Genomic DNA, 20,613 nt, shown 5'->3' with positions numbered 1-20,613 from the left:
TTAAAGAGTTTTTACAGGCGTTAAATAGAAATCAAATATCTTTTCGGCTGCTTCCCGAGCAGGTACATCGTTGGGTAGCTGCACCAGCGGTATGCCACGGTTGTCGTAATCAAAAATATGACTGTCTAGTGGGATGGTGCCGGCCAGTTTCAGACCGTAACTGCTGGCGACTTCCTTTATTTCATCTGGGACACCGTCTTCTGGCACTCTGTTTATTATGAGGTAAAGGTCTTTTACATCCAGAGAAAGTTCTTCTATCAGACCTTTTACCCTCGCTGCAGCGTCAATTCCTCTTTTTGAACACTCGCTTACGGCAAACATTAAATCTACTTTTTTTGTAGTGCGTCGGCTTAGATGCTCAAGGCCCGCCTCGTTGTCAATCACCATAAATTTATAACTGTCCGACAGTCTGTCGGTAGCTTCCCTCAAAAGGCCGTTGGCAAAACAATAACACCCTAATCCCTCGGGCCTTCCCATGACCATGAGGTCGAAGCCATGGCCTTCGATTACGGCTTGTTGAAGTTTTAGATTTATATAGTCGGCTTTCGACATGCCGCTGGGAAGTTTGCCATCTCTGTTGTTTACGCTTATTTCCTCTCTGATTTCTCCCAGCGTGGTTTCAACTTCCACACCCAGTACCTGGTTCAAATTGGAATTCGGGTCAGCATCAACAGCCAGAACAGGTGTCATTTTATTTCTTACCAGAAAATCCACCAAAAATCCTGCAATTGTTGTCTTTCCTGTACCCCCCTTGCCAGCCACCGCTATTGTATATGCCATGTAATCGCCTCCATGAAGTTCATACTTTCATACTTTGTGGATTGCATCACCATTTACGTCTTTTAAAGCTTCCATGACCGCCTCCGACAGGGTTGGGTGCGAATGAATTGCCATACCCAGCTCTGCTGCCGTAAGGCCGTATTTTATGCCAGCCACCAGTTCCTGGATGAGGTCTGTGGCATGGGGACCTATTATGGATGCCCCTAATATCTTTCCAGTTTTTTCATCGGCTATCACTTTTACCTTTCCAGTAAGCTGACCCATGGCCTGAGCTTTCCCAAGCCCTCTGAAATCAAATGTTCCTTTTTTGATGGTATATCCCCGTGAAAGAGCCTCTTCCTCAGTAAGACCTACGCCGGCCACCTCTGGATCAGTGAAAACACCTCTGGGAACAGCAGAATAATCCATGATGCACTTTTTCCCCATTATGTTTTCCACAGCACATTCCGCCTCTGCAGAGGCAAGATGAGCCAGCTGCGGTCCGGGGACCACATCACCTACAGCGTAAATGCCTTCCACATTTGTCATCATAAACTCATCAACAGGGATTCTACCATTTTCTGTCCGTACCCCTACCTGTTCCAGGCCCAGGTCTTGGATATTTGCTTTTCTACCAATAGCTACCAGCATCATTTCTGCTTCTATCTCTTCTCCACTTTCAAGTAATGCTTTTACCCCATTGTCGGTTGTTTCGACTTTTACTATCTTTGCGCTCAGCATAAGTTTTATTTTCTTCCTCTTAAATACCCTTTCCATCTCGCGTCCTATCTCTCTGTCCTCCAGAGGCAAAGCATGATCCATCATTTCCACCACGGTAACTTCAGTTCCCATATTGTTAAAGAACATGCCAAATTCGCATCCAATGACGCCTGCTCCAACTATTATCATGCTAGAAGGCAATGTCCGGAGGTTAAGAACCTCATCGCTAAAAAGCACCTTTTTGCCGTCATATGGGAAAATAGGTATCTTTGCAGGGGAAGAACCGGTAGCCACAACTATGGCATCGGCTTTCAAAACCTCGGATGAGCCGTCATCCTTTATTACTGTAACTTCATTTCTATCTGTAATTTTCCCGATTCCTTTTATCATCTTAACCTTGTTTTTTTCGAAAAGGAATTCTATTCCATTTACTAGCCTTTCCACTATCTTATCTTTTCTATCCATTATAGCAGCAAAATCAGGGGTTATCTTGCCATCTATGTGAATTCCAAATTCTTCAGATTCCTTAATGGCAGTCAGAACATCGCTGGAGGCCAAAAGCGCTTTCGTGGGTATGCAGCCTCGATTCAGGCACGTACCTCCTACTCTGTCATTTTCAACCACAATCGCCTCAGCACCCATTTTGGCCGCTTTAATAGCCCCTACATAACCTGCTGGGCCGGCACCTATAAACACAATTCTTTTTGTCATATTAAATCCCCCTTTCCCTTAAATTTATTCCGTCTTCTTAAAACCACACATTTCCAGCAGTTCCGGAACATTTTCTTCGGCCCCAACAGCCATTATGTGTACACCATCGCATAATTTCTGCTGTACTACTTCATTTATGAATTCAGCAGCTATCTTTAGTCCTTCCTTAACCTTATCCTGTGACTTCCTGAGCCTTTCGATGATTTCTTCAGGAACATATATTCCAGGTACGTTCTTATTCATATAATTGGCCATCCCTGGAGACTTTAGTGGAATCACTCCAACCAATATCTTTGTCTCTATACCCCTTGCTGCCTCCAAAAATTTTTTAAACAATTCAATATCGTAAACAGCCTGAGTTTGAAAAAATTTCGCACCGGCATTGATTTTTTTCTTCATTTTCAAAACCTGAAGTTCGATGGGATCATACACCGGTGTTACACTTGCTCCCAGAAAAAATTGCGGCGTCCCCGCAAGGGCGTTTCCCGCTAGATCTTTACCTGACATCAGCGTGACGGCCGTCTGTAAGATATTTACAGAATCCATTTCAAATACGCCTTTTGCCTGAGGGTGATCGCCAACCGAAGGATGGTCACCAGTCAAAGCCAGTACATTTTTAATGCCCAGAGCAGCAGCAGACAACAGCTCCCCTTGGATAGCTATGCGGTTTCTGTCTCTGCCAGTTATTTGCATCACCGGCTCTAAACCTTCTTCCACAAGTATTACAGATGCACCCAGGGACGAGGCGCGAACCACAGCACTCTGAAAATCAGTTACATTAACAGCATCCACCATGCCTTTTACTCCTCTAGCACATTGTCTAAACCTGCTAAAATCTGTGCCTTTAGGAGGAGCCATTTCTGCAGTTACAGCAAAACCACCACTTTCCAGTTTTTGAGCAAGACCCATAGTCCTTCCTCCTTCCTAACTATCTGCCAATGGTTACCCTTCGGGGATTTGCAGCTTTGCTATAGTCTTTTGGGTCTTTGATTTCTAACAATCGATCAAGCTCATTTGACTCTCTTAATTTATTGTATATCAAAACCCATGCACAGTCATTCTCTGGATTGACTTCACATTTTCCATTCCTTGAGCCACCACAAGGACCATTCAAGAGGCTTTTTGCGCAGCGGGTGATGGGACAGATGCCGGCGGTCCACCCCAACTCGCACTGACCGCATGCCTTGCAAGCTTCACTGAAATGTCCAATTCTTTCCACCTCTCCGATGAACATGGTGTCATTTGCTGGGTATACCGGAACGTCTACAACCTCTGCTATCGTCTGAGCACCATCGCCGCACGCCATACATAGTATGGCATCTGTTGAATCCAGTGCCTGTTTGTATTTTTTTAAAGTGGACCGGGTCTGGAGTTTGTGACATGATGGGTCCAGCACTGCATATCCTGTAACCTCTTTACCTTCTTTCTCGAGCCGTTCCTTCATGGCCAGAATTTCTTTTTCTCCACCAGTCATGCATGAAGTGGCGCAGAGGGTGCAGCCTGTTATAAAAATATTCTTTTTGCCCTCTAAAAACTCTAAAATATCCGAAAAAGACTTCGGCTGTGTAATAACCATTGATTTACCTCCTCTCATATTATCACAGAAAAAGCATATTAAGGAACGTACCCCCTTTTCCGGTTCATAAGAAGACATACTATTCCACTAACTTTGCATTTTGCAGGCCTCTATCACATGTTTTGCCAGGACTGTGGAGGTTACCGCCCCTACGCCGCCTGGAACCGGCGTTATCATTCCTGCAGCAGGACTTACTTCATCAAAATCTACATCGCCGCACATCCTGCCATTTTCGTCAAAATTTATCCCTACATCTATGACTACAGCACCCTCTTTTACCATATCCTTTTTAATCATTTTGATTTTTCCAGCAGCGGCAATCAATATTTCCGCTCTCGACGTTTCTTCTGCAAGATTTATAGTCCTGGTATGGCATATGGTTATGGTAGCGTTTTCTTTAAGCAGCATCATAGCCAGCGGCCTTCCCACCACCATGCTTCTGCCAACGATGACGGTCTTTTTCCCTTTAGGGTCTATACCATAATGATGTAATATCTCCATTACTGCAGAAGGTGTACAGGGCGCAAAGCCACCTTCTTCACCACTCATAACTTTGCTGACGTTTATGGGGTTAAAACAATCCACATCTTTAGCAGGCGATATCTCATATTTTACCACATCTTCTGAAATTTGCGAAGGCAGTGGCCTCATAATCATAATGCCATGTATTTTTTTATCAGCATTTTGTCGATGAATTACCTCTATAAACTCGTTCTGGCTCAAATCCTGGGGCAGCTCGGTAACATTGCACTCAATACCGATTTCGCCGCACCTTTTTACTGCTCCTTTGATATAGGCAGCAGAATCCGCTCTATCCCCAACTATCACGATGGAAAGGGTAGGGACAACCCCTTTTTTGCGAAGCTCATCCACCTCTACCTTCAATTTTTGCTTTAAAGCCTCAGCCACTTCTTTACCATTCAATATATTTCCCATTTTTTAACCTCCTCTTTGAAAGATTAATTGAATGTGCCGTCCTGAATTACCCTTAGTTTTTCAGTCTTTGTTCCACTATGCTTATTGTCTCATCCGCCACTTCAACGCCGTGTTTTATCAGAAGATCCATCTCCTGTTGACACTTTTTCACAAATTCCTCGTCTTTTATGTCCTTTAGATTGATGTCCACATTGAGCTTGCCGCCCAAAAGAGCGGCCTTCAAACAAAGCACCCCAACTCCCACATCGCTTATAGCCAGTTTTGAACCAATGTCCGCCAACCTTCTCTGAAGTCTTATGGCTTCGCCCGTATTCTTCATGATATCCAGCGGCACGGTGCACGCCCTTTTCAGCGCAACCTGCATGGCCTCATCTCGGGCTTTCTTTTCACTTTCGGTGCCCTTCGGCATCTTATATACCTCTGCCACCTCTTTGAAGCATTCCGCATCTCTGTCCACCAGCGCAAGCAGCCTTTCCTGAAGAACTGTGGCTTCCTCCATGATGCCCTTTACTTCTTCCTCCACATCTTTATACTTTTCTTTACCTACCGTAAGGTTGCCCACCATGTTGCCCAATGCCATGCCAATGGCTCCCACAAGGGCGGCGGCACCACCCCCTCCTGGCACTGGTTCCTTTGAAGCTAGTACCTCCACAAATTCTTTGCAGCTTTTCTCAATCAGCATCCTACACCCCTCCCATTTTTTTATTGCCACCCTATCACCATTTAAATTAACGTGTCCTGCCACATACACGAAGAGTTCGTTTAACTCAGGAACCATATTTCCTCTGGAAATGCAAAAAGTATAGTATCCAAAATCAATTCATACCCCAATACTTCTACCATAAAATGCACAATAAATTCATTTACCAATTCAACCTTGCCTTTTAACATCGAACAAAAAGGTCGTGTAAATACGTATTGTATGCTCTTTGTTTCTTACAGAATTTATTTATTTTATTTAAAAATGCTGTACTTATCCATGAATGAATCCCCCATGGACGCGCGCAAAGCTCGGCATTGGTACAGGGCACTCTTCTTAAAAGTTCTATAAAAATGTTTAGATGCACTCCTATAGTTATGAGAATGTCCTGAGCGGGAGGCACCGTTTGTATATATGTCTCAGAGGCATCCATAAGTTCAGACAAGGTCATCTGAAAATCCAGCAGGTATTTATGCAGTAGTCAAAACATCTACAAGAGCACTTGAATTTTCCATCTTTGTAATCGGTGATGCGACATAAACCTCTTTTTTGTAAATTAGCAACCTATTCTCTATAAAACGAACTGGATACAGTCGAAATATCCTCAATTTTTGTTATAATGCATTTTGTTCTCTACCCTGCTATACCGGTATATACATCTTGCCCCCTCACAAATATTATACCCCATTCTATCGTAAAATTCCACCAGAATTTTTAAATTTTCTAAGTACATTGTTACATCAACTCTATATTGACTTTAAAAAATATTTCAAATAGATATTGATATTTTTTTAACATAGGATTACAATTATGTACGAGAATAAAATGCATAAGAAGGCTGTTAAAATGTGGGAAAGCAAGATAAATACTAACAGGGTCTTTGAGCTTCGTTGTAGGAACATCATATATTTTGGCATAGGAAGCATAAAAAAGATAAAAGACATCTTGGATGTCTTAAAAAGCAAGGGAATAAACAACGTTATACTCGTTACCGGAAAAGGCTCATACAAAACCAGCGGAGCCTGAGATGAAGTAAGACCAGCCCTTGAAGAATCAGGATTTTTGTATTCTCTATATGACGGGGTCGGACCCAATCCCACTGTAGATATGGTCGATGAGGCGGTTAAAATCGGTCGTGAATCCGGTGCAAAAGCAGTTATCGAAATTGGCGGTGGCAGCCCCATTGATACAGCCAAAAGTGTGGCTGTACTTCTTGAATATTCCGATAAAACTGCAAGAGAATTATACGAAGGAAAGTTTGCTCCGGAAAAGGCAGCTCCCATTATAGCAATCAATCTGACTCATGGAACCAGCACAGAGGTGGACAGGTTTGCAGTAGCTACCGTCTCAGAAAAGAATTACAAACCTGCCATTGCTTATGACTGCATTTATCCAATGTACGCTATAGACGATCCAGCCCTCATGACAAAACTCGGTAAAAAGCAAACAATATCAGTTACTGTAGACGCTTTAAACCACATTACTGAAGCTGCCACAACTCTTGTGGCATCACCTTACAGTATCCTTACAGTGAGAGAGACGGTGAGGTTGATAGTCCGCTACCTTCCTGCCGCTATAAACGACCCTGAAAACCTGACAGCAAGATATTATTTACTATATGCATCAGCTCTGGCAGGCATCTCTTTTGATAATGGGCTACTCCATTTCACCCATGCCTTAGAGCACCCACTAAGTGCAGTAAAGCCAGAAATAGCTCATGGTCTCGGCCTGGGAGCAATACTACCTGCAGTCATAGAGACCATTTACCATGCTGCCGCAGAAGTACTGGCAGATGTCTATAGCCCCATTGTGCCTGGCCTGAAAGGTCTCTCCGCTGAAGCAGACTATGTCTCTAAAAAGGTTGAAGAATGGCTCTTCAATGTGGGATACACTGAAAAGCTCTCAGACTTTGGATTTACAAGGGATGATATCCCCACTCTCGTTAAGCTGGCAAAACCACACCATCTCTTGACGGATTGCTTTCCGTAGCTCCAGTAGAAGCTACAGAAGAAGTGATTTCAAAGATTTATGAGGAATCGCTTTAATCTGGCACAATAAAATTCATGAATTGATATCAAAAAAGTCCGGGTAACCCGGACTTTTTTGATATCTATATACACAAAAGTATCCATATACACGAGCGTCTTTGAAAAGGTAATCCTTCTACGTATAACCCCCAGTTTCTCTGTCAGCTGACATAAAAAATTCTGCACTACCTCTCTTCCTCTTTTTCTGCCCTTGCCTTTTCTATAATTTTTTCGGCTATATGGGCCGGTACCTCCTCATACCTCTCAAACCACATTTTAAACGAACCTCTCGCATGGGTAAAAGACCTGAGGTCAGCCCCATATTTATACATTTCTGCCAGTGGCACCTCTGCTATTACAAGCTGCAACCCATCCTTAGGTTCCATCCCAAGTATCCTGCCGCGCCTTCTGTTGATGTCACCTATAACATCTCCCATATAATCCTCAGGTACAAGCACTTCCACATGCATCACAGGTTCCAAAAGTACAGGATCTGCCTGCTCCATTCCTTTTTTAAACGCTAAGGAGGCAGCTATCTTAAACGACATTTCCGATGAGTCCACAGGATGGTAGGAGCCATCCACCAGTGTAGCCTTGACATTGACTACCGGATAGCCTGCCAAAACTCCTTCCTTAATTGACTCCCTGAGTCCCTTCTCAACTGCCGGTATATATTGCTTTGGTACAGCACCACCGAAAATTTTCTCCTCAAATATAAAGTCACCCTCTGATGTAGGTTCAAAGTCTATCCATACATGACCATACTGCCCGTGACCGCCGGTCTGCTTTTTATGTTTGCCCTCCACATGGGCCTTGCCCCTTATAGTCTCTCTATATGGAATCTTCGGCTGTGTCAATACACAGTCTACCCCAAACTTATTCATAAGTTTTTTGGCTATAACCTCTATATGAAGTTCGCCCATTCCTTTGATAATAGTCTGACCTGTCTCAACGTTCCTTTCCACTATAAAGGTTGGATCTTCCTCTGTAAGCCTGGAAAGCCCTGAATTAATCTTTTCCTCATCACCCTTTGACTTTGGTTCAATAGCCATCTCAAGGGATGGTTCCGGAAACTCTATCGGAGGATATTTTATCTTACTGTTGACATCGCAAAGTGTGTCTGAAGTGGATGTTGCAACCAGCTTTGAAACTGCCCCTATATCCCCTGCTATTAATCTATCCACAGCAATCTGTTTTTTCCCCTTAATTAAATAAAGCTGCCCTAATTTTTCTATGGTGTCCTTATTTGGATTATACACGCTGGTATCACTTGATATCTCCCCAGAAACCACCCTGAATATAGATAACCTGCCTACAAACGGGTCTGCTATTGTTTTAAACACAAAGGCGGAGAATGGTTCAGCCTCTTCGGGTTTTCTAAATATCTCCTGACCATTTGAAGGATCTATGCCCTTGACAGGTCCTCTATCTACAGGAGATGGGGCATAGTCAACGATGAAATCTAACAGAGCATCAGTCCCTATTCCCTGCTGTCCGGCGCCAACCAAAACCGGTACTACATCTCTGTTTAATAATGCCGCTTTAAGGCCGCTTTTTAGTTCCTCACAGGTGAGCTCCTCGCCATCAAAGAATTTTTCCATAAGTCCTTCATCTGTACCTGCGATAGCCTCCACCAGTATATCTCTGGCAGAGCTCACAGTGTCCGCCATATCATCCGGTATGGCTGTCTCTCTCATTTTATTGCCATCACGGATAAACGCTTTCATGCTCAATAAATCTACATAGCCCTTGAAGCCTGCTTCCCTTCCTATGGGAAGTGCCAAAGCAACCACACTGTTGCCAAAGACATCTTTAAGCTGGCTTAAGGTATTATCAAAGTTTGCATTTTCTCTATCCATCTTATTGATAAAAACAACCTTCGGTAGATCCGCTTTATCAAGATGTGTCCACACTTTTTCTGTGCCTACCTCAACCCCTGATGAGGCACATACAACCACTATACCAAAGTCAACAGCCTTGAGGCTAGCCACCACATCACCCTCGAAGTCAAAATAGCCAGGGGTATCTATAAGATTAATCCTGGTATCTCTCCACTCCAATGGTGCTATTGCACATGATACGGATACCTGCCTCTGAATTTCTTCCGGGTCATAGTCCATGGTGGTGTTGCCTTCACTCACCCTGCCCATCCTATCTATTGCCTTGGCCTCATACAACAATGCTTCCGATAATGTGGTCTTCCCAGCCCCTCCATGGGCAAATATACCTGCATTTCGTATGGAAGTTGGTTTGTAACCTTTCATATTCATCCCCCTTGTCCCTTAGGTGTTAATAAAGATATTCTATAAAAAATCAAAATATCCTCTTTTAAATATTAATTTTTCTTTAATTAATAAATACTGTCCATATTCCATAAAAACATAGGAGAATGCCAATTTTCTCAGTACCTATACTTCATATCTCATACACGGTGACCCTATCCCTGCCACCCATCTTTGAGCCCACATAAAGGGCCCTATCAGCGTACTGTATTAGTTTTTCCGGGGACTCTGCTGTAAAAGGAAACTCAGCTATTCCGCCGCTAATGGTAAGGTATATATCGCCAGCCTGTGTAGATATAGGTACAGATGATATAGCATTTCTTATTCTTTCCGCTACCAGAAAAGCATCACTGCTCTTAAGGCCAGGCAAAACCACAACAAATTCCTCTCCACCAAACCTTGCAACTACATCATTTTCCCTTACATTATCTTTGATGCGTCTCGCCACTTCTTTTAAGGCTTCATCTCCCACAAGATGTCCATAGGTGTCATTCACCCGCTTAAAATGGTCAACATCAAACATTATAAGACTGATTGGTCGTTTTTCAACTTCACAGCTCTTTACTATATTTGAAAGAATAATGTTTAGAAAACCCTTATTATATACTGTAGTCAATGAGTCAGTAATAGCCTGTATAGAGATCTCTTCAAATTTTCTTGCATTTTGTATGGCAATGGATGTCTGCTTGGCAAGCGCTGTAAGGATATTCATATCATCCTGTGTATATACCCTCTCATCCCTGTGGCATATAATTATACACCCAAATGATTCATCATTATAGTTTAAAGGTAAAGCAATACAGCATTTATAAAACCTGGCAATGTCATCAGTCTTAAAATCTCCGGAGAGGCGAAGGTCCTGACATAGCTCAGCGGTACCAAGGGTTATGCATTTGCCTACTATACCTTCGTCACAGCTCCTTATGACCTTGACCTCTTCAAATCCATCATTAAAAACTGAAGCTACCAATTCCACCTCAACCCCGTCACTGCTCTTTAAATATATCCCCGCAAAAGAATACCTTATAACATTGGAAATGGTATTTAAAACCATTTCACAGGTTTCTTTAAGCTCAAGGTTAGAGTTAATGAGGGTGGCCATTTCGTACAGAGCAGTATACTTTCTGTTTATATATATCAACTTTCTTAAAAGTGAAAAAATATACTCCAGTATTAATATAAAGATAGAACCAACAGCCGTAAAAAGTATGCCCTCTAAATAATACAATAAGGCCAGGATTATGCCGGACGGGATTATCAATATATACGAAAGCATCTCCCATAAGGTGCTCTCTCCCCAGTATTCTCTGAATGCTGATTTATTCTTATTGACTAAAAAAATATACAATACAATATAGTTTATTATAAAAGATATTAGAACATAAAGGATTATATAAAAGGTGTAGACCAGTCTGTAAGGTAAAAAATTTTCAACAAAGACATGAACCGCTGCACCTGCAGTATAATATGAAAGGGCATAAAGTCCTGCATTTTCAATTGATATCAAACCCTTGCCCTCTATCAGTGAGGCAATAAATATTCCAGTCGTAGCAAGCACTGAGGCCGGGATATTTCCCCATAACATATATGTGGTGATGATTGCTATTGTAGATAAACTGAGTTTAATATCACCAAAATAGATGGGAAACTGCTCCATCAAAAGAAAAAAAGCAGCAAAAAATAGAAATCCCCACGGGTCAACATCGATTAGTCCATTACTGACAACAGCATCTACTGCAACTATACCTATGCCAATTGTGCTAATCAGATAATTAAATGAAGTTTTCCTCTCCATCATTTAAACATCAACCCCATTATATTTTATTGCATCATTAGTATTTATTATAACTCTTATGTGTGTCAGAATGTGTCTTTTTTTGATATGATATCATAAAAGTTCTGTAAATTAAATAAAAAAAATTCGCCATATGGCGAATTTTTTTAACCGCATTTAGAATAGCCGCAATTTGGACAAATAACACATCCACTTTCGTGCTCTATCTTGCTCCCACACTCTGGACAGGTTACAGTATTAATGCGAGGTGTTCCAGAATTATCCGGATTATAATTTATGTTTTCCACAGCCGTGTTCGCCTCCTCGACATCATCCTCTTCTTTCATATTCATAACTTTCTCGATGACCCTTGCTATAGCATCCGGACACGAGAGTACTTTTATCCTTTTATCCCTTTCTTTTTGCCTTATTGTCGAAAGGCAACGTATACCTCTTAACTGGCCGACCAGTTCTTTGACATCTATACCGGACCTCAGAGCGATGGAGGTTAACCTGGCAGTTGCTTCAGATTGTGACGGGCACCCCCCTGCCCTACCTACATTGGTGAACACTTCACATATTCCATTCTCATCATAATTCACAGTAATATAAAGGTTGCCGCACCCGACCCTGACCTTTTCAGTTATACCCCTTGTTATCTGAGGCCTCTCGCGAGGCACAACGACCTCTTCGTCCTTATTTTTTACCTTTTCATCCCTTTCACCGCTTGCTCTTCCTATGTTTAGCACTTGCGTATCCCTGCTGCCATCCCTGTATATGGTTACTCCTTTGCATCCGAGCTTATATGCCAGAATATATGCTTCCTTTACATCTTCTTTTGTCGCATCATGTCTAAAGTTTACAGTCTTAGAAACTGCATTGTCCACATGCTTCTGGAAGGCAGCCTGCATAGATATATGCCAATATGGATCTATATCAAGGGCAGTGACAAATATCCTCTTTATGTCATCAGGTATACCGTCTATATTCTTCAAAGAACCCATTGAAGAAATTTTTTTCATTAATGAATCACTATATAAGCCCTTGTTTACAACTGCCTCTTTAAAGACCGGGTTTACCTCCAGAAGTTCTTCATTATCCAGGACCTTTCTTACAAATACAAGAGCAAAAACGGGCTCTATACCACTGGACACTCCTGCTATTATGCTTATAGTTCCTGTGGGAGCAATAGTCGTCGTAGTGGCATTTCGCAGTGGCAGATTCTTCTTTTTATATATACTCTTTTCCCAGTTAGGAAATACTCCTCTCTTTTTTGCCAGTTCTGCCGAGGCCTCCTTAGATGTCTTGTCAATCAACTCCATTATATCTTCCGCCACTTTTAATGCTTCCTCACTGTTGTAAGGTATACCCATTTTAAAAAGCATATCAGCGAATCCCATGACTCCGAGGCCTATCTTCCTATTGGCTTTTGTCATTTCCTCTATCTGAGGGAGCGGGTAACTGTTGGCATCTATTACATTGTCCAAAAAGTGAACGGCATCGTACACTACCCTTTTTAGCTTCCCATTGTCCACTACATACCTGTTATCCTCTTTCTTTAACATATTTAACAGGTTGATAGATCCAAGGTTACAGCTTTCGTATGGAAGAAGAGGCTGTTCCCCGCAGTTGTGGACATAAATGCCATTGGCATCAAAAGCATTGATACCAGGAATTTGAACATCGTATACCGTTTCTATTCCATCATCTTCTATGGAGAAAACTGTGGCTACAAACCTTTCCTTATTTGCCTTGTAATGACAACATGATAGCAGCATATTGAGCCTCTCAGCTTTTTCTTTGTCTCCAAAACCGACCCGCTCTTTAAAAAGAGATATATTATCTCCCGAGACAACCAGCTCATACTGGGGACCTATGTTATATCCATTTTTCTCCCTAACATCATTTGACAGTCCCTTCGCCATTGTTGGGTGTTGATCTTTATATATAGTGCTTGTTATACCTAACCGGAGAAGCATACGCTGAACAGTCTGGAGGAACTGAAGGTCATTTTGAGCAAGACAAACATTCACTCCTGTATCTCGATTCCCCTGCACCGTACCATTGCTATCAAACAAACCGCGTAAAAAACCACGATAACCATCTGAGGAGGCACGCTCTATTTCTGAAGTAATGGCCTTTTTACCCAGATGCATACCCGCATGGAAAGCTAACGTTTTAACACTGGTTGATTCAATATCAAATTCGTTCCCCTCCCCGATTGGTAAGCAGCTAGACAAATTGTAACTGTATGGTAATTCTGATGCATATTCCAAGGCTAAATCTTTAATGGGAAATATACCACTTCTTATGGAAAAATCTGAAACTACCCGTTCTTTTGACTGGCCTGATAAAACAGCAGCCTTATTTCCAAACATTCTACCACCAACCAAAAGGCCAAGCAGATAGCCTTCATCCTCGTTAAGTTCACCAGGCCAATCAGCCAGAGACCTATGGTTATGCAAGGCTATTTTATCCCCAGGTCTCAATTCCTTCGCAGGCACCCATTCACTTCCTATATGGTAATCTGTCTTAGCAGCCACACGCAAAACCAGGTGATCCTCAGTCAGCCGCAAGCAGTAACCCTCCTGTGTATTCAACCTCATAACCGGCTTTCTGCCTGTCTTAAAAAATCCCTCTTTACTAGAGCTATAGGCCTTTCCATTAACTATTGCCTCAAAGGAGCGCCCCACAAGCTCATTCACCTGCCGTGGCCCCTCACTGGTGGTAACCCATGTATCTCCAGTGACACAAGGGTTGGTGGATTCTATCTCCCCTACCTCCGGTGTAGGATTCTTCTCATTCATCCTATCTAAAAACACTATACCGGGTTCGCCATTATTCCAGGCCATATCTACTATAAGGTCAAATACATCCCTCGCCCTTAAGGTCTTCACTACTTTCCCGGTGTGTGGGTCTATCAAGGGGTAATATTCATCTCTCTGGACAGCTTCCATGAACTTCTCCGTAATTCCTACACTTATATTGAAATTGGTTATATCACTGTTATCCCTTTTACACTGAATAAACTCCAGAATATCAGGATGATCAACGCGCAGTATCCCCATATTAGCTCCACGGCGTGTACCTCCCTGTTTTACTGCTTCCGTGGCAGAGTTGAATACCCTCATGAAGCTTACAGGACCTGATGCAACACCACCTGTTGTCCTTACCGTAGCTCCCTTTGGACGTAACCTCGAGAAAGAAAAACCTGTGCCACCACCACTCTTATGGATAATGGCAGCATATTTTATGGCATCAAATATCTCCTCCATCGAATCACCCACTGGCAGAACAAAGCAGGCTGAGAGCTGCCCTAAAGGCCTTCCAGCATTCATAAGGGTTGGAGAATTTGGCAGAAAATCAAGTTCCATCATCATGTCATAGAACCTTTTTGCCAGGGTATTCACATCTTCACCATCGGGATAGTTTTTGTCTATCTCTGCAATGGTGCGGGCCACCCTTTCAAACATTTCTTCAGGTGTCTCTATAACATTACCATTTTCATCCCTGGCAAGGTACCTCTTCTTTAATACCTTGAGGGCGTTATCTGTGAATTTCATATGCCCACCTCACAATATTTAGTATGCAATACTTCATGTGGTACATTTTATTGTAGTATTAACTGCCCTTCCCCGCAAGTCCATTTTTAAGTGTTAATCCCGTTTTATTATCAGCTAATATCTGCTATCTCTGTATTTCGTCCATTTATATAACCTGGTGGTTAAAATACAAAAATAGGGCCAGAGTCCCATGACTTAAGCCCCAATACTCTCCCTCATTTCCTTCGACCTGCGGGAGGCTTCATACACAGCATTATATATTATCTCCTTAAATCCTCTGGATTCAAGTGCCATGATTCCTGCCATGGTTGTGCCTCCTGGCGACGTAACGTTTAGCCGCAATCTGGATGGGTCTTCTCCTGTCTTTTTTAGCATGACTGCTGCGCCAAAAATGGTCTGCCTGGCCAGTTCCTGTGCCACACCTGCATCCAGCCCGCTTTTAATACCAGCCTCTACCAGAGCCTCCATCATGTAGTATATATATGCCGGTCCACTTCCTGAAAGCCCTGTTACAATATCAAAGTACTCTTCATCGAGTATTGCCACCTCTCCAATAGATGAAAAGACCTCATATGCACAGTTAAGGTCATCATCGCTGGCGAATCTCCCTCTGCATATGGCTGTCACAGACTCACCAACCATGGAGGAAGTATTCGGCATTGCCCTTATGACCCTTACATTATCCTTAAACATACCTCCCAGGTATTCAGTAGTTATGCCTGCCGCCACAGATATTAATATCCTGTCACCAATCTGAATATCCCTCAAGGCATCGACTACATCCTTGGGCTTTACAGCAAGGATAATTAAATCAGAGTTATCGACAACCTCCTTTTTGTCCCTGCTTACCTGTACACCGTAAGTCTCCTTAATATATTTAAGTCTTTCAGTCTTTTCTTTGTTTGTCGCCGTTATCATTTTCGATACATAACCCGCATTTAAAAGTCCTTTTATTATTGCCTCGGCTATATTACCGCATCCTATAAAGCCTATTCTCTTTTCCACATCACAACCCCCATCATAGTATAATAATAAACCGCTGCAGAACATGCTGGCATATAAATACAACATCCAAAGTCATCCTTGAAGTAAATCGATCCTGTCTTCAACTTCTACGCAAACGCTACCGTAGCTACCAGCAACCTGTCAGATGAAGTAGGGAAAAAGATTTTGCACAATTTATTACTGAAACCACTCAAATAGCAAATAAAAAAAACCCCCATCCTGCTAAAGGACGGAAGGTAAAATTCCGCGGTACCACCTTAATTGGCTATAAAGCCCGGCTCATAAAGAGTACACCCCATGGTAATACTCCTCCATTTTTAACGGCTGGACACCCGGTGCGGCTCATCGCCCACAGCTCAGGAATGGGTTCAGGCAACCTCGATGGCACAGCTTTCAGCCCCCGGCTGCGCTCTCTTTACATCTAAGTCTTACCTTACTATTTTCCTTCAATGCTTTTAATCAAGTTATTTTCATATATTATATTACCTGAGAAAATCACAGTCAATACCTTTTGAATAATTTATTTTTTGTCAACCTGATGTATCATTTTAAGATATTTACAATTTCATTTATTATTTCGCTGTCAAATTCACCGTTCAGATACCTTTCCTTGATATCTGTCTCACCTTTCCAGAGCTGTTTTACTGTTTTAGGACGCTCAACCCAGCTACCCACTATGTTGAAATTGTCATCCATAAATACAAAGGTGGGTATCCTGGCCTGGCCATCCTCAATAAAGTCCTCCATGAAATATTCGTTATTCTCCTTAGGAACAATTTTAAGCTCAATGCCAAACCGCTCTGTTATAGCCTTCAGTATTGGGAGATTATGCTGACAGTCCGGGCACCAGCCCTCAGCAAATGCCAGCACATGTTTCACAGGTGAATCAAATGTCTCAATCTCTATGCTTACACTTTTAAATTTGTTTCTCTTATTTTCTGTCAATGAACTTATAAACTCCTCATAAGTCATACCTTTTATAAATAAATTTTTTAAACTACACACAGCCCCTTCCCCCCCCTTTTCTGATTTTTATTTGAAGAATGAACCCAGTATCGTCTTCGAGCTTGCCATAGCCAGTCCAAGAAAAGACTTTTGACTGGTCAATATCTCTTCTAAAGCATCAACAACTCTATCGATCTGTTCTTCTGTCACAATCAAGGGCGGTTCGAGTCTGATCACATTAGGATTATTCAGTGTATATGCTGTGATTATCCTATACTTATTTTGAAGCTCACCAGCCACCAAAGATCCTGTATACTCTGAAGCCAGCTTCCCTACTGCCGTCTTTGACAGAAGCCCTTCTGGCTGGTTAAATTCTATCCCTATCATAAGCCCTTTACCCCTGATATCCTTAATCAGAGGTGATTTATCCTTCAGGGCCATCAACCTCTCAAGAAAATACTTACCCTTCTCTTCAGCCTGATGCGGCAGGTCTTTATCAATTATGGCCTGTATAGATGCTATGCCGGCAGCCATTGCAACCTGATTCCCTCCAAAGGTTGAGGTGTGCAGCAGGCACTTTTCCTGAGTGCCATAGGCCTTCTTCCATATATCGTCGGTGGTAATATATGCTCCCACAGGCACCACACCGCCACCAAGGGATTTGGCTACGCACATAATATCCGGTTCCACGTTCTCATGCTCGCAGGCAAACATCCTGCCTGTCCTGCCAAAACCAGTCTGTACCTCATCAGCAATAAAATACACTCCATATTTAGTACATAATTCCCTCACACCCTTTAAATATCCATCAGGAGGTATAACCACACCACCCTCTCCCTGTACCGGCTCTACAATAAATGCGGCCACATCACCTTTCTTAAATTTTCCCTCAAGGCTGTTAAGGTCGCCAAAAGGCACAGATTCACAGTCAGGAACCAAAGGTCTGAAAGGCTTTTGATATTTCTCCCTACCTGTTACGGAAAGTGCACCTGCAGACTTGCCATGGAAAGAATTTCCGCAGTATATTATCCTGTGTTTACCTGATGCAATTTTGGCAAGCTTCAAAGCACCCTCCACTGCCTCAGCGCCACTGTTGCAAAAAAAACTGCGCTGCAGGTTTCCTGGTGTTATCATGGCAAGATTATGGGCCAGAGCACCCGGCAAATTATTTACTGCAGCCTGCAGTAAATTAGGCATATTTTTTACTTTTTCTATTGCATCCCACACCTCAGGCGGGTTGTGACCCAGATTTAAAGCCCCATAGGCTCCTAAAAAATCATAATACTCATTGCCATCCTCATCCCATACAGAGACACCACTTGCCCTCACAAAGTGCTTATCAAACTGCAAAAGCGAAAGCATTTGCACAAAACTGGAGTTTATGTATCTGCTGTAGTTTTCTCTAACATTATTTCTCTTAAAACTTAAAGCCTCATCAAGGGTATATAATTTATCATATGTATCTTTCTTCTCCATTATATCGCCTCCAAATATCTTTCAAGATAATATTACTATATGCACAGCTAAAATACAACAATAAGAAAGGGGATGCGGTTTATTCCGCAACCCCTGCAGCGACCTCTTCATCGTTTTCATTTGATACCTTATTTTTCTCTTGCCTTTCCTTCCATAGTTCTTCGGCCTCTTTTGCCCACGCATCAGAATGGGGTTTAATCTTCTTGTAAAACTCATCTATGTCCTCCGGGTCACCCATCTGTGTAGAGTGTGCACCGGATGCATGAACCATATGCTGCAGCGCTTCCGGATTGTCAATAAGCGGACATGGACGGAGCATATTCTCATTGAAAGGCTGATGCCTCCTGTATTCCATCATTAGAGGCGACTTTAAGGCATCTAAAAGCGATGTGTCCTTTATATTGCATGTAGCATAGTGTACAAAGGCACAAGGCTCTACATCGCCATTAGCGTTTATATGGAGGTATCTTCTGCCGCCAGCAATACATCCATAGGCATATTCACCATCATTCCAGAAGTCCAGCACAAATATAGGCTTTGTATTTCTAATTTCATTTATCCTCTTGTACATCTTTGCTCTTTCAGTAGGAGTGGCCATCATCGTTGGATCAGCATCTCTGCCCACAGGTACATAGGTAAAGTACCAACCGAATATGCAGCCCTTTTCTATCATGAGGTCTACAAACTCATCGGAGGAGACCTCATCTATGTTGCCCCTCATGTATGTCGTTGAGAAACCAAAGATTATACCTGCGTCCCTCATCTTTTCCATTGCGGTCATAACTCTCTGGTATACCTTGTTGCCGCGCCTTGCATCCGTAGTCTCCTCAAAGCCGTCTATACTTACAGCAAATGCCAGATTACCAACACGTTTGACCTCTTTTATAAACTCATCGTCAATAAGGGTGCCGTTGGTAAAGGCAAGGAACACCGAGTCAGGGTGAGCCTCAGCCAGCTTTATGAGGTCCTTTTTCCTCACTGTTGGTTCGCCGCCCGAGAATATTGTGAAGAATATTCCAAGTTCTTCAGCCTCACCAATCACCCTGTCTAAGGTATCATAATCCAGTGCGTCTTTTTGATTGTATTCTCCAGCCCAGCAGCCCACACACTTTAAATTGCAGGCAGCCGTGGGATCGATAAGTATTGCCCATGGTACATTTATGTCATATTTTTCAGATAACTTATACTGTGTAGGATTTCCAAGGAGACAGGCATTCACAAAAAAGTTACCTGCTGTCTTTTCCCTTATATGCGGGTCAATACGTGTAAGCAGTGTTATGGCAAATTTACGCCAGTTGTTATTGGGATCCTCCATCAATTGCCTTATCTTGCGTATGTTCTCCTTATCTATCTGTCTTATGGCTATCTTCTCACCCAAACTCAGAATCTTTGGCAGGTTTTCTTCAGGATTGCCCGAAACATATTTTAAGCCCTGACTGACTATTGCTTTACCAAGAATTTTTTCCGCATAATTCATAAACAAAACCTCCTTATCAGTTTTACACTCCAAGCCTGTATTGAGCCACAAGCTCTATAAGATTGGAGATATAATCATCTGCAAGAGAATAATAGATCATCTTTCCATCCCGCCTGCTCTTTATTATATCCTGAGATTTCAGCATTTTAAGATGATAGGAGACCGCCTGAAGATTCATATCTAAAATATATGCTATGTCCCCGACACATAGTTCTTTTTTTGAAAGCATATAGATTATTTTACTACGCGAATCATCACTTAATGCCTTAAATACTTCAGATATACCTTTTAAGGATTTAATCTGCGGTTTTAGTTCGTCAATGCTTGATGTCTCACGTTCTTTCAGCCCATTATAAACATCAGACCTTTCCATATGCTCATTTCCCCTCAATCAAAAACAAATAATATAGAAACAGAATCACACAGGTAAGTAAAATCGAGAATCTCCCATATACCGCCTCCCTCCATCAATGCGGTTTGACCCATATCATCTACACTTAAACACTTATTTAAATATTATAATATACCTTTTATGGTAAAATTGCAATAGAAATAAAAAAAAGGATCGCGTCAAGTATTTTTAGGTTATTAAAGACCTCACCATAATGAATTATCATAGGAAAACGTTATGTATGTTTAATCCAACATTAACAAAATTTATC

General features: G+C 42.2%; 14 protein-coding genes, 1 pseudogene and 1 other annotated feature. Of the genes and pseudogenes, 1 reads left to right on the top strand and 14 read right to left on the bottom strand.

The genetic code is table 11. The annotated features are described in order from the left end of the window. The 6 genes from FWJ32_RS12425 to FWJ32_RS12400 all read right to left on the bottom strand — a co-directional run bounded on the left by FWJ32_RS12425 (position 1) and on the right by FWJ32_RS12400 (position 5,384). Positions 1 to 780 (bottom strand): ATP-binding protein, encoded by a 780-nt coding sequence (locus FWJ32_RS12425; RefSeq protein WP_149546289.1) that lies wholly within the window; start codon positions 778 to 780, stop codon positions 1 to 3. A gap of 27 nt (positions 781 to 807) precedes the next feature. Beyond that, the gene (gene lpdA, locus FWJ32_RS12420) at positions 808 to 2,190 is read right to left on the bottom strand and encodes a dihydrolipoyl dehydrogenase (protein ID WP_149546288.1); all 1,383 of its coding nucleotides are present in this window, start codon (positions 2,188 to 2,190) and stop codon (positions 808 to 810) included. A gap of 24 nt (positions 2,191 to 2,214) precedes the next feature. Beyond that, entirely contained in the window at positions 2,215 to 3,099 is an 885-nt protein-coding gene (locus FWJ32_RS12415; protein ID WP_149546287.1) for a methylenetetrahydrofolate reductase, read from the bottom strand. A 19-nt stretch (positions 3,100 to 3,118) separates the two neighbouring features. Next, positions 3,119 to 3,766, bottom strand: a complete 648-nt coding sequence (locus FWJ32_RS12410; RefSeq protein WP_149546286.1) for a methylenetetrahydrofolate reductase C-terminal domain-containing protein — start codon at positions 3,764 to 3,766, stop codon at positions 3,119 to 3,121. 87 nt (positions 3,767 to 3,853) lie between these two features. Further along, positions 3,854 to 4,702: a bifunctional 5,10-methylenetetrahydrofolate dehydrogenase/5,10-methenyltetrahydrofolate cyclohydrolase gene (locus FWJ32_RS12405; protein WP_149546285.1), complete on the bottom strand. Its 849-nt coding sequence runs from the start codon at positions 4,700 to 4,702 to the stop codon at positions 3,854 to 3,856. A gap of 52 nt (positions 4,703 to 4,754) precedes the next feature. Next, positions 4,755 to 5,384, bottom strand: a complete 630-nt coding sequence (locus FWJ32_RS12400; protein WP_149546284.1) for a cyclodeaminase/cyclohydrolase family protein — start codon at positions 5,382 to 5,384, stop codon at positions 4,755 to 4,757. Positions 5,385 to 6,248: 864 nt separating this feature from the next. On the opposite strand from FWJ32_RS12400, the pseudogene FWJ32_RS12395 reads away from it, so the two are divergent. Further along, a pseudogene (locus FWJ32_RS12395) lies at positions 6,249 to 7,447 on the top strand (iron-containing alcohol dehydrogenase). 167 nt (positions 7,448 to 7,614) lie between these two features. On the opposite strand, the gene fusA reads toward FWJ32_RS12395, so the two are convergent. The 8 genes from fusA to FWJ32_RS12355 form a co-directional block, all read right to left on the bottom strand. After that, positions 7,615 to 9,693 carry an elongation factor G gene (fusA, locus tag FWJ32_RS12390; RefSeq protein ID WP_149546283.1) on the bottom strand — a complete coding sequence of 693 codons (2,079 nt, stop codon included), beginning with the start codon at positions 9,691 to 9,693 and terminating at the stop codon, positions 7,615 to 7,617. Between the two features lie 151 nt (positions 9,694 to 9,844). Then, positions 9,845 to 11,509: a sensor domain-containing diguanylate cyclase gene (locus tag FWJ32_RS12385; RefSeq protein WP_149546282.1), complete on the bottom strand. Its 1,665-nt coding sequence runs from the start codon at positions 11,507 to 11,509 to the stop codon at positions 9,845 to 9,847. 143 nt (positions 11,510 to 11,652) lie between these two features. Continuing rightward, positions 11,653 to 15,048: a ribonucleotide reductase N-terminal alpha domain-containing protein gene (locus FWJ32_RS12380; RefSeq protein ID WP_149546281.1), complete on the bottom strand. Its 3,396-nt coding sequence runs from the start codon at positions 15,046 to 15,048 to the stop codon at positions 11,653 to 11,655. A 195-nt stretch (positions 15,049 to 15,243) separates the two neighbouring features. Beyond that, positions 15,244 to 16,053 carry a pyrroline-5-carboxylate reductase gene (gene proC, locus FWJ32_RS12375; RefSeq protein WP_149546280.1) on the bottom strand — a complete coding sequence of 270 codons (810 nt, stop codon included), beginning with the start codon at positions 16,051 to 16,053 and terminating at the stop codon, positions 15,244 to 15,246. Positions 16,054 to 16,275: 222 nt separating this feature from the next. Continuing rightward, positions 16,276 to 16,512, bottom strand: a binding site (T-box leader). An 84-nt stretch (positions 16,513 to 16,596) separates the two neighbouring features. Then, complete coding sequence (locus FWJ32_RS12370; protein WP_149546279.1) at positions 16,597 to 17,058, bottom strand: thioredoxin family protein; 462 nt, start codon at positions 17,056 to 17,058, stop codon at positions 16,597 to 16,599. Between the two features lie 27 nt (positions 17,059 to 17,085). Next, entirely contained in the window at positions 17,086 to 18,474 is a 1,389-nt protein-coding gene (locus tag FWJ32_RS12365; protein WP_149546278.1) for an aspartate aminotransferase family protein, read from the bottom strand. A 79-nt stretch (positions 18,475 to 18,553) separates the two neighbouring features. Further along, positions 18,554 to 19,951 carry a radical SAM/SPASM domain-containing protein gene (locus FWJ32_RS12360; RefSeq protein WP_149546277.1) on the bottom strand — a complete coding sequence of 466 codons (1,398 nt, stop codon included), beginning with the start codon at positions 19,949 to 19,951 and terminating at the stop codon, positions 18,554 to 18,556. Between the two features lie 22 nt (positions 19,952 to 19,973). Further along, on the bottom strand, positions 19,974 to 20,324 hold the full coding sequence (locus tag FWJ32_RS12355; protein WP_149546276.1) for an ArsR/SmtB family transcription factor: 351 nt from the start codon (positions 20,322 to 20,324) through the stop codon (positions 19,974 to 19,976). Positions 20,325 to 20,613 lie beyond the last annotated feature (289 nt).

Origin of the sequence: Calorimonas adulescens (assembly GCF_008274215.1) — a bacterium.
In the GTDB taxonomy this organism is placed as follows: domain Bacteria; phylum Bacillota; class Thermoanaerobacteria; order Thermoanaerobacterales; family UBA4877; genus Calorimonas; species Calorimonas adulescens.
The sequence above is the reverse complement of the archived record's forward strand: the minus strand, read 5'-3'. Positions and strand labels throughout refer to the sequence as shown.